This window comes from Chitinophaga sp. (assembly GCF_035761305.1).
Lineage (GTDB): Bacteria > Bacteroidota > Bacteroidia > Chitinophagales > Chitinophagaceae > Chitinophaga.
The window spans coordinates 25,091-39,589 of sequence record NZ_DASTRI010000005.1 but is presented as its reverse complement, the minus strand read 5'-3'; the positions used below and the strand labels follow the sequence as shown (position 1 = coordinate 39,589).

At 48.2% G+C, this 14,499-nt stretch carries 13 protein-coding genes; 12 read left to right on the top strand and 1 reads right to left on the bottom strand.

The window, feature by feature from the left end; genetic code table 11:
- A partial coding sequence (locus VFS25_RS01095) for a L,D-transpeptidase family protein (RefSeq protein ID WP_326460262.1) occupies positions 1-720 on the top strand: 720 nt, incomplete at its 5' end.
- 69 nt (positions 721-789) lie between these two features.
- On the opposite strand, the gene VFS25_RS01090 is transcribed toward VFS25_RS01095, so the two are convergent.
- On the bottom strand, positions 790-1,170 hold the full coding sequence (locus VFS25_RS01090; protein WP_326460261.1) for a RidA family protein: 381 nt from the start codon (positions 1,168-1,170) through the stop codon (positions 790-792).
- A gap of 120 nt (positions 1,171-1,290) precedes the next feature.
- On the opposite strand from VFS25_RS01090, the gene VFS25_RS01085 reads away from it, so the two are divergent.
- The 11 genes from VFS25_RS01085 to VFS25_RS01035 all read left to right on the top strand — a co-directional run bounded on the left by VFS25_RS01085 (position 1,291) and on the right by VFS25_RS01035 (position 14,491).
- Positions 1,291-1,953, top strand: a complete 663-nt coding sequence (locus tag VFS25_RS01085; RefSeq protein ID WP_326460260.1) for a 3-hydroxyacyl-CoA dehydrogenase family protein — start codon at positions 1,291-1,293, stop codon at positions 1,951-1,953.
- Positions 1,954-1,958: 5 nt separating this feature from the next.
- Positions 1,959-2,639 (top strand): tRNA (adenosine(37)-N6)-threonylcarbamoyltransferase complex dimerization subunit type 1 TsaB, encoded by a 681-nt coding sequence (gene tsaB, locus VFS25_RS01080; protein ID WP_326460259.1) that lies wholly within the window; start codon positions 1,959-1,961, stop codon positions 2,637-2,639.
- Between the two features lie 426 nt (positions 2,640-3,065).
- Positions 3,066-3,317, top strand: a complete 252-nt coding sequence (locus tag VFS25_RS01075) for an ArsR/SmtB family transcription factor (RefSeq protein WP_198315147.1) — start codon at positions 3,066-3,068, stop codon at positions 3,315-3,317.
- Between the two features lie 197 nt (positions 3,318-3,514).
- On the top strand, positions 3,515-4,918 hold the full coding sequence (locus VFS25_RS01070; protein ID WP_326460258.1) for an MBL fold metallo-hydrolase: 1,404 nt from the start codon (positions 3,515-3,517) through the stop codon (positions 4,916-4,918).
- Positions 4,919-5,152: 234 nt separating this feature from the next.
- Entirely contained in the window at positions 5,153-5,638 is a 486-nt protein-coding gene (locus VFS25_RS01065) for a BON domain-containing protein (protein ID WP_326460257.1), read from the top strand.
- 20 nt (positions 5,639-5,658) lie between these two features.
- Complete coding sequence (locus tag VFS25_RS01060; RefSeq protein WP_326460256.1) at positions 5,659-6,042, top strand: LysM peptidoglycan-binding domain-containing protein; 384 nt, start codon at positions 5,659-5,661, stop codon at positions 6,040-6,042.
- A 278-nt stretch (positions 6,043-6,320) separates the two neighbouring features.
- Positions 6,321-6,899: an RNA polymerase sigma-70 factor gene (locus tag VFS25_RS01055; RefSeq protein ID WP_326460255.1), complete on the top strand. Its 579-nt coding sequence runs from the start codon at positions 6,321-6,323 to the stop codon at positions 6,897-6,899.
- Between the two features lie 90 nt (positions 6,900-6,989).
- The gene (locus VFS25_RS01050) at positions 6,990-8,129 is read left to right on the top strand and encodes a FecR family protein (RefSeq protein WP_326460254.1); all 1,140 of its coding nucleotides are present in this window, start codon (positions 6,990-6,992) and stop codon (positions 8,127-8,129) included.
- 251 nt (positions 8,130-8,380) lie between these two features.
- Entirely contained in the window at positions 8,381-11,845 is a 3,465-nt protein-coding gene (locus VFS25_RS01045; protein WP_326460253.1) for a SusC/RagA family TonB-linked outer membrane protein, read from the top strand.
- A 35-nt stretch (positions 11,846-11,880) separates the two neighbouring features.
- Entirely contained in the window at positions 11,881-13,311 is a 1,431-nt protein-coding gene (locus VFS25_RS01040; RefSeq protein ID WP_326460252.1) for a RagB/SusD family nutrient uptake outer membrane protein, read from the top strand.
- A 7-nt stretch (positions 13,312-13,318) separates the two neighbouring features.
- A complete protein-coding gene (locus VFS25_RS01035; protein WP_326460251.1) occupies positions 13,319-14,491 on the top strand; it encodes a TlpA disulfide reductase family protein in 1,173 nt (390 codons plus the stop codon).
- The last annotated feature ends 8 nt before the right edge of the window (positions 14,492-14,499 follow it).

The following is a 14,499-nucleotide window of genomic DNA, read 5'->3' as shown; positions in this document are numbered from 1 at the left end:
GTGCCGGTTGATCCCGGCCCGGAATACCTGCTGGTGAATATACCGGAGTTTAAGCTGCATGCATATGAGAATGGCAAGCTGGCCTGGAGCTGCAATGTGGTAGTAGGCAAGCCAGGCGCCGGCACGGTTATTTTTACGCGGCCCATGCAATACATTGTATTTGCGCCTTACTGGAATGTGCCGCCAGGCATACTGGGTAATGAAATACTGCCGGCTGTAAAACGCAATCCAGGCTACCTGGCGCGGCAGAATATGGAGGTGGTAGGCGCCAGCGGTAAGGCAATACCGGTAAGCAGCATAGCATGGAGCAGGTACAGCGGCAGCAATTTCCCGTACATTATCCGCCAGAAACCGGGCGGCGCCAATGCATTGGGCAAAGTGAAATTCCTGTTCCCTAATGAGTATAACATTTACCTGCACGATACGCCGGCCCGCTACCTGTTCGGAGAAACCAAACGCTCCTTCAGTCATGGATGCATACGGGTAGGAGAGCCGCAGCACCTGGCGGAGTGGCTGTTACGCAATGATCCTGCCTGGACCAAAGAAAAAATAGAAAAGGCAATGAACAGTAAAAAAGAGCAGTATGTACCCCTGAAAAATAAAATACCCGTATTTATAGGCTACTTTACCGCCTATGTTGACAGCCAGGGGCAGCTGAACTTCCGCGATGATGTGTACGGGCACGATGCAAGACTGGCGGCTCAGCTGTTCGGGAAATAATAAGCGGTGCTTGCGGTACCGGCTGAAAACGGGACTTGACCGGCATCCCGTTTTCAGCCGGCCGGATAATTACTTTACTGCAATTACAGATATTTCCACATTCACTGCCCGGGGCAATGCAGCTACCTGCACGGTTTCGCGGGCGGGGAAGTAACCGCTGAAATATTTGCCGTACACTTCATTTACCTGTGAAAAATTATTCATATCGGTAATGAAGATGGTGGTTTTCACAATATCACTGAAATCCATACCGGCAGCGCTGAGTATATGCTTAATGTGCTGCATTACCTGGTGTGTTTCATCAATAATGTTATCTTTTACCAGCTGGCCGGTTTCGGGGTGCAGCGCTATTTGTCCGGATACATACAGCGTGTTGCCTGCTTTAACGGCCTGGTTATAGGGGCCTATAGGCGCAGGGGCGTCCTTGGTATTGATGATCTGTTTTTCCATAGCGCAAAAATAGTAAGAAAGCATTATCAAAAACTGAAACACATTCCCTGCCATTACATATGCAGAAATGATTAGCGTTTTTTTTAAGAAGAATTAAATACGTTTGCAAAAATTTAAAACATGCACATCCTGGTTGTAGGCGATGCCGCCCGTTATGAGGAATTGCAGCAAAAAGGGCTGGGCAGCCACCGGGTGCGCCGGGTGCAGGAGATAGATGCGGTAATTTTGCCCGGTACCTTTGACCTGGTGATTGACCTGGCGCTGGATGATGCGCTGCACCATGCAGCAGCCTATGCCAAAGCTCCGGCAGTGCCGGTGCTGGCCGGCCTGGCCAAAACATCATTAAGTGAGCTGATGGGCCGGTATGCTTTTAGCCACGGCTTTAATATCATAGCCTGCAACTGGCTGCCGGACTTTATAAACCGCCAGGTTACGGAAACGGCTATACTGGATGATGGGCAAAAGCCCTTGCTGAAAGGCCTTATGCAGCAGCTGGGCTGGTCTTATGAACTGGTGCAGGATAGTGTGGGCATGGTAACGCCCCGTGTGGTAAGCATGATCATTAATGAAGCTTATTATACTGCTGCTGCCGGCACGGCCTCCCGTGAGGATATTGATATTGCCATGCGTTTGGGCACCAACTATCCTTACGGACCGTTTGAATGGGCGCAGCGCATAGGAATTAAACATGTATGTGATATATTAACGGCCGTATATAATGCTACAGGCGATGAGCGGTACCAGGTGTGCGCATTGCTGCAGCAGGAAGCACAAAATCAGTAATACAATTGGCAACTATATTAAATATTGATACAGCAACGGCTACAGGTTCTGTAGCCCTGGCAAAGGATGGACAGGTTTTATCGCTGCGGGAAAATACGCTGGAGCGCGATCATGCAGCGGTACTGACTTTATTTATTCAAGATATATTACGCGAGCAAAATATATTACCTGCCCAGCTGGATGCAATTGCCGTAAGCGCGGGGCCGGGCTCCTACACCGGCTTACGCGTGGGCGTGGCTACAGCCAAAGGCTTGTGCTATGCCTGGAACAAGCCGCTGCTGGGCATCTCCACGCTGCAAATGATGGCGCAGGGAATAACAGCGGCGCAGCAGGATGCGCATGCGCTGTATTGCCCGCTGCTGGATGCCCGCCGGCAGGAGGTGTATACTGCCGTATATGATAATAATTTGCATGAGCACATGCCGCCGCAGGCGCTCATATTAACTGCGGATGCATTTAAGCTATATTTGGATGAACAGAAGGTATATTTCTTTGGCAACGGCAGCCCTAAATGGCAGCAAATGCTACCTGCGCACAGCCATGCTGTATTTGTTCCCTACCATATCAGCGCAGCACACCTGGCACCCTTGTCAGCAGCGGCTTTTCAACAGCGGCGGTTTGCAGATGTTGCTTATTTCAGCCCGTACTACCTGAAACCTTTTTATACGCCTGCTAAAATGCAGTAATACCCTTTGATCTTATTTTTTTACTGCATTTTATCCACCCCCGGCTCCCATGTTTTGGCCAATTTTGGTGTTTTAACCCCTGTTTTATGCACATTTACCTCCTATATTCATGCTAGAATGTCATGAAATTGTCAAATAATGGGATTTTAGCACATTCCGACATTTATATATGAAAAAATAAGGTATAGAAGTTTTTTTTATTGTGACAAATATTATAATTTTGTATAAATCGATACCCGGTACTGTTTTCTAACAGTTGTGGGTTGAAAACTGTCCGTTGATCCCTTTCATTTCATCATTTTAAAAAACTATTATGCGATGGAAAAAACATTATTAACGACCTCTTCTAATACTCTTATTATTTCTAGAGGTAACAATGAAAAAGACCAAATCAAATTGGATTACATTGCCGTTAAAAAGGCAGCGATGGTATTGCGTGCAATTAATCATAAGCTGCGCCAGCAAATGATAAAGCTGCTGGAAGATCATAAGAAAATGACTGTAACAGAGATCTACGTAAAGCTGCGCCTGGAGCAGTCCGTAGCTTCTCAGCACCTGGCCATCCTGCGCCGCGCCGGCATTGTAATTACCGAGAGAGATGGTAAATTTATCCACTATACTATCAACAAGCAGCGTATCGCTGAAGTGGCAAAGTTTGTGGAAGAACTGGTTGGCTAAACAATAAAAATTTGTAGCCCTTACCAGATGGTCATACCGAATTGAAAAGTATTCGCCCGCAAGGGAGAATACTTTTTTTATTTATAGTTGCTTTACCCGGAATGATCAGTTTAGGTTGAATATTAAAATAAGTTAATAACCCCAGCCGCTTTTCAGTAAACCCTCAAACCTTCGTAAATTCGCAGAAATCAAAAACCATGTTCATTAAGCAGTTATACACTAATTGTTTATCGGAAGCAGCCTATTTTATCGCCTCCGGAGGCGAAGCCGCCGTTATTGATCCCGTAAGGGACATTGATGATTATCTTACGCTGGCTAAAGAGCAGCAGGTAACAATTAAATATATTTTTGAAACCCACTTTCACGCCGACTTTGTTTCAGGCCACCTGGATCTTGCCGCTGCAACCGGCGCAACCATTGTATACGGGCCAAATGCCGAAACCGGCTTCCCGGTATACCTGGCTAAAGATGGCGAGCAATTTAAAATCGGTGAGCTTACCCTTCAGGTGCTGCACACACCGGGGCATACGCTGGAGTCATGCTGTTACCTGCTGCTGGATGAGAACGGGCAGCCGCACAGCCTGTTTACCGGCGATACGCTTTTTGTGGGCGATGTAGGCCGCCCTGACCTTTTTAGCGGTAACCTGGGTAAAGAGGAGCTGGCCGGCTTGCTGTTTGACTCGCTGAACACCAAAATAAAAACCCTGCCTGATCATGTAATTGTGTACCCGGCGCATGGCCCGGGATCGGCCTGCGGTAAAAACCTGGGACCGGACACCCACAGCACCATTGGCGATGAAAAGCGTACCAACTACGCGCTGCTGGCAACAGAAAAAGATGCGTTTATAGCGGCTGTAACCACAGACCTTACAGCTCCTCCTTCTTACTTCCCGGTAAATGCAAAGATCAATAAGGAAGGCTATAACGCGCTGCAGGCTGTAATGGAAAAAAGCCTGCAACCATTGTCTGTAGCGGTTTTTAAGGAAAAGATGCAGCGGGAGGTGCTGATACTGGACACCCGCAATGCCAGCGAGTTTGCAGAGGGCTTTGTGCCGGGCTCCATTAACATTGGACTGGAAGGCCGCTTTGCAGAATGGGCAGGCAGCCTGTTACCCTTTAATGAAGAAATTATACTGGTAACAACACCGGGGCAGGAAGAAGAAACCGTAGTACGCCTGGCCCGTGTTGGATTTGATAATGTTACCGGTTACCTGGAAGGTGGTTATGCTGCCTGGTTGGCTGCGGGCGAAAGCAGGGACCTGATTATCAGCGTAGAGCCGGACGAACTGGCCATGGACATTCCGCATGATCCCAACCTGGTGGTGGTGGATGTGCGCAAACCCGCCGAGTATGCAGACGGTCATGTGAAAGACGCCATCAATCTTAACCTGAGCGATATGACCGACCCTGGTAACCTGGCGGATTTTGATGATAACCAAAACCTGTACGTGCACTGTGCAGGCGGTTACCGCAGCATTATTGCCTGCTCTATGCTGAAGCGGGAGGGCATTCACAACCTGCGGAATGTAACAGGTGGCTTTGCCAAAATAAAGGAAGAGAAAGGAATTGAAATTGTGCAGGAGAAAGAGGTGCTGAATTAAACGTAAGTGATATTAATACATTAGCTCATATCGGAAAATTGATTTAAGCATAACAAACACCTTTTACCCGTTGTAATGCATAACAGCTAAGGCAAAGCGCTTTTTTTATGCATTGGGTACAAGGGCGTTGTTATGCTTAAACCAAATCTTATTTATTGATTAACAGGCACTTAAATTAAAAAATAATTTTTCGTTAGCCCTTAATTCATTAAATTCCTGTAAAACTTTTTAACCATGAAGAACATCCTGATGGCCTGCTGCCTGTTTGCAGGCTTATTCCTTTTTGCCTGCAAACCCAGTGACTCCAAACTGCAGCAGGCCGTAAATGAAAAGCTAACGGCAACCCCCGGTGTAAGCGCCACTGTACATGATGGCGTGGTAACGCTGAATGGTGAGGTGAATGATGAAAACGCCAAACAAACAGCGGAAGATGCTGCAAAAAATGTTAAAGGCGTAAAATCAGTCACCAATAACATTACCGTACAGGTACCGGTGCCTGTTCCGTCCCCGTCCCCTGTAAGCATTAACCCTGATGATGTGCTCAAGCACACGCTGGACTCTACCTACAGCGCTGCAGGCTATTCGGGTGTAACCGTGTCCGTTACAGACGGAGAGGTAACGCTGGAAGGCAAAGCTAAAAAAAGCGACCTGCGTAAAATTATGCAGGCGGCCCAGGAAGCCAAGCCTAAGAAAGTACATAACAAACTCACCTTGCAATAACCACATAAAACCTTACTGACATGAGCTTACAGGAAAAATACAAGCAGCTGGTTGACCAGGCCCGCAGCGCCGGCATCAGCGATTTGCAGGTAACCGAGCAGAATAATGTGCTGTACATTAGTGGTACGGCGCCCGCTGCCCAGGTAAAGGACCAGCTGTGGGACACCTATGAAAAGCTGGATCCTGAAATGCGTTCGGCCGATGTGGTAATGAACATCAGTATTGCAGGCGGGGCACCCAAAGGGGAACAGGTATATGAAGTAAAAGCAGGAGATAGCTTAAGCAAAATAGCTAAAAATTATCCCGGCGTAAGCTGGAAAGATATTTTTGAAGCCAATAAAGACCAGATAAAAGACCCGAACCTGATACACCCCGGGCAAAAGCTAAAAATACCGGCGGTATAGCTGCGAGGCAGGGCGGGCTAAAAGAATGTAAAATCATAAATCTAAAATGCAAAATGTAAAAGTAAACCGCTACTAACATAATACTGTACCCGGTTTCATGGTAATTTACCTTTACATTTAGTATTTAAAATTTTGCATTTTACATTCTTTTGGCCAGCCCCGCTCCCGGAAATGTACTTTTTGCCGAATTTTCTTAATTTACCAGCCAACGTCTGTATGTATGTGTAACCCCAGGATCTTATTATAAAAACCAGCTTTTAATTTTTAGTAATCATTGCATGGGGGCATTGCAGGAACTATTGGATAACGAGCTAGTGGCACTTATGCAGGCCGGCAACCAAACGGCTTTTGTTGAAATTTACAACCGCTACAAAGGGTTGCTGGTAGCGCATGCCTACAAAAAGCTGGGCAACTTTGAAGATGCCAGGGACATTGTGCAGGAAACTTTTACTGCTTTCTGGAACAAACGGCTTGAGCTGAACATTTCAATAAGTCTTTCCGGCTTCCTGTACACCATGGTAAGCAACCGGGTGCTGAATTTTATTAAGCACCGGCATATTGCCTCCCGCTATGCCAGCTCTTTTGAACAAACCATAAAAGAGCATCCCAATCCCTCTGAGATACGGCTCAGGGAAAAAGATATTGAAGCCCTAATCCGGAAAGAAATTGACAGCCTGCCGCCCAAAATGCGCATTGTTTTCCTGCTAAGCCGTAAAGAGCACCTGTCGCACCGGGAAATTGCAGAAAGCTTAAATATTTCAGAAGCCACTGTAAAAAACCACATCAAAGCAGCGCTGAAAATCCTCCGGTTGCGCCTCGGTTTTATGATCTATTGCCTGATGATCATCAAATTATAACTATCCGTTCCTTTTTTTTAAAAAAAGATCTTGCGCGCACTAGCCCCTGGGCGCGTGGTAGTTGTCATACTTAATAAAACCAACCATCAGATGACCATCCCTGAGTTTGAAGAGCTGTTAAACCGTTACCTCCAGGGCCAGTGCAGCGAGGCGGAAATTGCCATGCTGCGGTACTGGTACTATACCTATGAAATGAAGGATCTCCCGGAGCTAACGGAAGAGCAGATCAGCCAGGTCACTGCCATGCAGCCGCCGGTATTGCCGGCGGCCATGCCGGTGGTGAAGGTGCGCAGGCTCAGGTGGGCATGGGCAGCCGCCGCCTGCCTGCTGTTACTAACAGGAACCGCATTGCTTTTACTGCTGCCTCATTTAAAGCATCCGCAAATGGAGCAGGCGACCCTTCAAATAGTTCCCGGAGGCAATAAAGCACGCTTAACGCTGGCAAACGGTAAAACCATTGTGCTGGATAGCGCGGGTACAGGTGCGCTGGCCCGCCAGGGAAACATCAGCATCATCAAAGCATCCAACGGTTTATTGCAATACCAGGTTACCGGCGCTGCTTCGGCCGGGGACGATAATATTATTAACACTATATCTACTCCTGCCGGCGGCCAATACCAGCTGGTGCTGGCAGATGGTACCAGGGTATGGCTGAACGCCTCATCCGCCATCAGCTTCCCGGCGGCATTTAAAACCGGCATACGGGAAGTTGCTTTAAAGGGAGAGGCTTATTTTGAAGTGGCGCACGATGCCGCCCGCCCGTTTATTATAACCTCCGGCGGCCAGCAAACAGAAATACTGGGTACGCATTTCAATATTAACGACTACCAGGATAACGGCCATATTATAACCACCCTGCTGGAAGGGAAAATCCGCATCAGCCAAAAACAGCAACACGTAACCTTAACACCTGGCCAGCAGGCTATTGTGCAGGATGGACAGGATATTGTTGTAAAGGAAAATGTAAATACAGCAATGGCCGTAGCCTGGAAAAACGGCCTCTTTAAATTCAATAATACCCGCTTAAAGGAGGTAATGCTGCAGCTTGGAAGGTGGTACGATGTGGATGTTCGCTATGAAGGGCAGATAACAGAACGGCGGTTTTCCGGGGAAATTACCCGCAATGCCAGTATTGCAGAAGTACTGGATATGCTGAAGCTGTTAAAAATAAACTTTACCATAACAAACAATGGTGCGCGCAAAGTGATCACCGTAACACCTGATACCTAACCAGATTTTTAACTACTAAACACGAGAGAATGAAGCAATAATTGCCAACAACAACCAAAATCGGGGCTGGGTCTAAAAAAAAGCGCAGAAGTGTTCCCGCACTTCTACGCTGAACATTTGGACTAACCTTCCCTTTACAGGGAAAAGATCTGAAGCATTCATAATCCATTAATCCAAACTGCTCAAAAGTAATGAATTTCCATTCTTTTACTATGGCCGTGCCGTGCGCACAGCTTTCAAAAAGAATACTGATGGTATTGAAAATTACCACCTTTTTGATGATGGTAGCGCTTATGCAGGTGAGCGCCCGCGGCTTTAGTCAAACCATTAACCTGGATGAAAAAAACGCACCGGTTGAAAAGGTGCTGGAACAGATCAGCAGGCAATCGGGCTTTCACTTTTTTTATGATGCTGCAGCGCTCAGCAATTACAAGGTAACGCTATCCCTTAAGAATGCTGATATTGACAAGGCGCTGGACAGCTGCTTTCAGCACCTGCCAATCACCTACAGGATCATGGGCAAAAACATTGTACTGCTGCCCAGGGAAAACAATGCTGCGGTTAATAACAGCGCGCAGCAGGCCCGCATGGTGAAAGGAACTGTTTTTGACCAGGATATAAAGGTAATACCCGGTGTAACCGTACGTAACCGCACCAGCGGAAAAGGAACAGTGACCAATAACAAAGGCGAATACGCCATACCGGCCGATAACGGCGATGTGCTGGTGGTTAGCTTTGTAGGCTATGTTACACAGCAGGCCACAGTAGGCGACCAGCCTACCATAGATTTTCAGCTGAAGGTGGCCAATGCTGCACTGAACCAGGTAGTAGTGGTAGGTTATGGCAGCACCAAAAGAAAAGATCTTACCGGCTCCGTGTCCACCGTAAACGTGAAGGAAATACGGGATGTGCCTTTTGCCACATTCGACATTGGCCTTGCCGGTAAGGCAGCAGGCGTACAGGTGGTGCAGTCAGACGGTTCTCCCGGCGGTGTGGCCAATATACGGGTGCGCGGCGGCACCTCCATTTTAGGAGGGAATGATCCCCTGTATATTGTAGATGGCGTGCAGATTACGCCTACAGACCGTTATATTAAAACGCCCGGCGAAGTAGTAGACCCCATTGCACGGTCCACCAACTTCAGCGATCCTGCCAACTCCATTTCCGGCGCATATGCCCGCGGCTTAAACAGCCTGGCCGGTTTAAATATCAGTGATATTGAGTCTATTGATATTTTGAAAGATGCATCTGCCACAGCTATTTACGGATCAAAAGCCGCCAACGGCGTGGTAATTATCACCACCAAACAAGGCTCGCTGAATACCAGGCCTTATTTTGAGTTTAACAACTATACCGGTATTTCAAAGCCGGTAAAAGCAAAGGTGCTGAATGCAAACCAGTACCGGATGGTGCTGCAGGAAGCAGCTACCAATTATAACAGCGAGCTGGCTGCGCAGGGCATGCCCTCATCTGCCACGGCCGATAAAATTTTACATGATCCTGCTTACCTGGGCACCGCTAATACCGACTGGCTGTCGCTGGTGCTGAGAACCGCCTTAACACAGAATACAGATATATCTGTACGCGGCGGTGGCCGGGGCAGCCGGTATTATGCCTCCATTTCCTATTCCAACCAAACAGGCGTTGTAAGGGGCACAGATTTTAAACGCCTTTCGGGCAAAGTAAACCTGGACAACCAGGTGAACAGCAAGCTGAAAATCATCACCAATATCAATTACGCGTTCTCTACCAATAACATTACCAATGGCGCTTATGCGCAGGCGTTGTACGCACCGCCTACCAGGGCGCCGTATAATCCTGATGGCACGCTGGCTAACCTGGCCGGCAGCGCTGTAAATTCAAGCAACTTTTACGGGTTTCAAAATCCGCTGGCGCTGCTTAACGGCATTAACCAGGGCAAGAATGGCCTGTTCCTGGGATCGCTGGCCCTGGAGTACAAGATACTTGATGGCCTTACCTTCCGCAGCCAGGCGTCTGTTAACTACAACCAGTACCACCAGCGTAACTACACGCCTTCATCCGCACAGGTACAAACCGCAAGCGGCGGGGCCAGCACAATGGGTGGTATAGGCTCGCAGGGGCAAACAGAAACCACCAGCTACCTGTATGAGAACACCCTTACCTACAATAAGCAGTTTGATGTGAATAACCGGCTGAATGTAGTAGCCGGCACCTCCTGGCAGGAGGATAAGCTAAACTCGTTCCAGGCATCGGGGCAAACCTACCCGGATGATTTTATTTTAAATAACCTGGGCTCCGCGGCTGTTACGCTGCCTAACCAGTCGGCCTCTTACCAAAGTGCTCTTTTAAGCTTTTACCTGCGCGCCAACTATGCGTTTAAAGATAAATACCTGGTAACGTTTACCGGCCGCTCCGATGCTTCTTCCAAATTTTCTTCAGATAACCGGGTAGGGTATTTTCCTTCCGGCGGTGTGGCATGGCGCATATCGCAGGAGCCTTTTATGAAAAAATTCACCTGGATAGATGATATGAAGCTGCGGGCAAGCGCAGGTTATACCGGCACCCAGAACATAGGCAACTACCTGTACCGTACGCTGTACACGCCCGTTTCCTATAACGGGGCCAATGCCGTAATACCTTCGCAGCTGGGCAATAATAAAATTAAATGGGAACAAACCCTGCAAAAAGATGCAGGTATTGATATTTCCCTGTTCCGCGCAAGGCTGGTGGTAAATGTAGGCGTGTATGAAAAAAAATCATCCGGCCTGTTATTTAACCTGCCGTTGCCTTCCAGCTCGTCTTATTCATCTATTATCGCCAATCTGGCCGATATTCGCAACCGCGGGCTTGAAATAGAAGTTTCCGGCAACATTACCACGCATAAAAATTTTTCCTGGAGAAGCGATCTGAATATGTCGTTTAACCGCAGCCTGGTTACCGGGCTGAATATGGACTATACAGATCCTAACCACGGCGGCGGCGTAACTTCATCCGGCGGGCAAAGCTATATCCTCTCCAACACGGTGCTGAGAACAGGCTACCCCGTAGGGCAGTTTGTAGGCTCCCGGTTTGATGGTATTATCCAGAATGCGGAGCAGCTGGCAGCATACCAGAAGGCTTTTTCCTACTACGCTTTTTATACGCCTTACCTGAACATCGGCGATCCTATGTATGTACTGGCAACCAGCGGGCCGCTTGTTGGCTTTCCCGACAGCTATGCGCTGATAGGCAATGCAGCGCCTAAGTTTTACGGCGGATGGACCAACACATTTAACTTTTACGACTTTTCACTTTCCGGCCTGTTCACTTATTCATATGGCGGGCATATATTGTATGCGGCAGATATTTCCAACAAGTTTGTAAATGACCTGACCAATAAGGGCACACGCATACTGGACCGGTGGACGCCCGAACATACCAATACCGACCGGCCCCGCCTGATTTATGGTCAGAATGTTAACTATACAGCCAGCAATGACCTGTACAGCTCATCTTACATCAAGCTTAAATCCGTAACGCTCAACTATCATCTTCCGGAGCCGTTAACAAAGAGGATAAAAGTGCAAACCGCCTCTGTGTATGTATCGGCTACTAACCTGTTTACCATTACCAGCTACCCCGGGCAGGACCCGGAAGTAAGCAATGATCCGTATAGCATTGTAGATGGTTATACAGATTCCAACAACTATCCAACCATCCGGCAGTATGTAATGGGTATAAGGATCGGGTTTTAAGGGTAATAATTGTTTATGCTTTAAGGGACATTCAAATGAAAAATATCATCACCATATTATTTGCAATATTGATAGTTTGCAGCCAGTATAGCTGTACAAAGCAGCTGGATGCGCCGCCAAAAGACGCCCTGGTAGAAGGGAATGCCATTACCAACCAGCAAACCGCCAACACGGCGCTGAACGGCGTTTATTACCGTTTTGCCAATGCTACGCAAACCGCTACGGACTGGGGAGATAATGAAGTGCATGCAGGCATTTTAACCGGTATGCTGGACGATGGGCGCAACACGCTGAACGAAGCATCTAACATACTGGGTAAAACCGGCTTTAACAGCGATTGGGGGCGGTACTACACCCTGGTGAATGCAGCCAACGGGGTTATTGACCAGGTAACAGCACTGGATGATAACCTTTTCTCAAACGGCAGAAAAGAGCAGATACTGGCAGAGGCTAAATTTATGCGGGCATTCGGCACGTTTAAGGTGCTGCTGTTTATGGGCCAGTGGTTTGATATTAACAGCAAATACGGCGCGCTGCTGCAGGATAAATTTATAACCGCCACCACCTATGCGCATGCCAGGTCAAATGTGAAAGACAGCTACCAGTTTATACTGGACGACCTGGATTATGCGGTGCATAATGCAGCCCTCACCAGCAGCAATGTGTATGTTAACAAATGGACGGCCATGGCGTTGAAAATGCGTGTGCTGCTAAGCCGCGGGCAAAGCGGCGATTACATGCAGTGCGCAACCCTGGGCGACAGTATTATTAACTTCGGCGGCTATACGCTGGAGCCGAACACAAAAGATATTTTTTACACCAAAGGTTTGGCCAGCAAAGAAGTAATACTGGCCGTGGCGCCGCAGGCCAACCAGGGCGGGTATTATTACAATACTAGCGGGTTGTATGTAAACAGGAGCTCTTTTTATGTGGCTACTTCCGCGCTGGATAGCCTGCTTACCGGCGATCCCCGCCGCCAGTGGTACATTGGGGCTGAAAATACGCATAAGGACGGTACTTATTTCTTTATTAAATATGTGCAGCCGGCGCTGGCTACCACGCAGCTGTCGGAAGTGGCTTATGCCATAAGGCTGGCAGAAGTTTATTTAATGACCGCAGAAGCCACCATCCGCTCCGGCGGCAGCCTGGCAACCGCCAAAACGCTCATTCACGCAGTGCAGGCAACGGCCGGCATTACCGCAACAGATAATACCAGCAGCTACCTGGCCGTGGAAAATGCCGGTACGGCCAATGCGCTGCTGCTGCAGAATTATTACGAGTATGTAAAAAGCTTTGCAGGCGAAGATGACCAGTACTACTTTGCACTGCTGCGTTTTCCGCTGTTAACAGTTACTACGCTACGGCCAACCATTACCAGTACAGAACAATTTATTTACCCCATCCCGCATTCAGAGTTCCTGAACAACCCATTAATAGGGGATCAGAACCCGGGATATTCAAAGTAATCCAACCATGAACATTAGCAGCAATTTATTGGCAATAGCATTGCTTTGCCCTGCCGGCGCCCTGTTTGCACAAAGTGTGGCCCAACCTTTTGTAATTGAAGGCACTTTAAGCGGCGGCCGGGCCGATAGCGTTAAGCTTTCCTACACAGGCGCCGGCGATAAGCATATGGAAACAGCCGCCCCGGTAGTAAATAACCGGTTTATATTGAAAGGAGCTGTTGACGGCCCGGCAACAGCATCCGTTTCCTTTACAGGTACTGGTAAAGCAGCGCCTGGCGGGCATGTACAATCCGGAAAGGATTACCGGTTTTTTTTCATTGACCCCGGAACCATGAAAATTACCGGCAATGCCGGCCAGTCGGAAACACTGGTGCTAACAGGCTCCAAGACCCAACGTGAATCCGATATGCTCGACAGCCTGCTGGCGCCTGCAGCCCGGGAAGCCAAAGCATTAAGCATTGCATACAAAGCGGCAACCGACGCTGATAAAAAGAAGGCGCTTAACGCAAAAATGGGGCAGCTGGCAGATGAAAAATACAGGCAAACCTATACGTTTATGTTGCAGCACCCGGGCTCTTATGTAACAGCATACTACCTGAACCTTTACATGCCGTTTTATAGCCCTGATTCAATTAAAAAAGTGTACCAGCTGTTTACCGCAGCGCAAAAGAATAACCGGCTTGGCAAATCCATTGGCGAAACACTGAGGGGCATGGAAGCAGGATCTCCGGGACAAATGGCCGTTGATTTCAGCGCAACGGATATTAACGGAAAGCCCCTGCGGCTAAGTGATTTCAGGGGTAAATACGTAATACTGGATTTCTGGGCCTCCTGGTGTGTGCCCTGCCGCCACAGCCACCCGCATTTAATAGAATGGTATAATAAATACAAGGGAAAAGGGCTGGAAATTATTGGCATTGCCTGTGACGATGGCCGGGAAGCAGCCTGGAAAAAAGCCGTTGACCAGGATGGTATTGGCATATGGCATCATGTGCTGGCAGGGGTAGACCAGCAAAAAGTAATGAAGCACCAGCCCAACCCCAATGATATTACTGCCAAATACGGCGTAATGGCCCTGCCCACAAAACTGATCATTGACCCTAACGGGAAAATCCTTGCGCGCGACATAGGCGATGGCGGCCGCATAGGAGAAGCGCTTGAAAAAATATTTAAAAACTGATGCATACA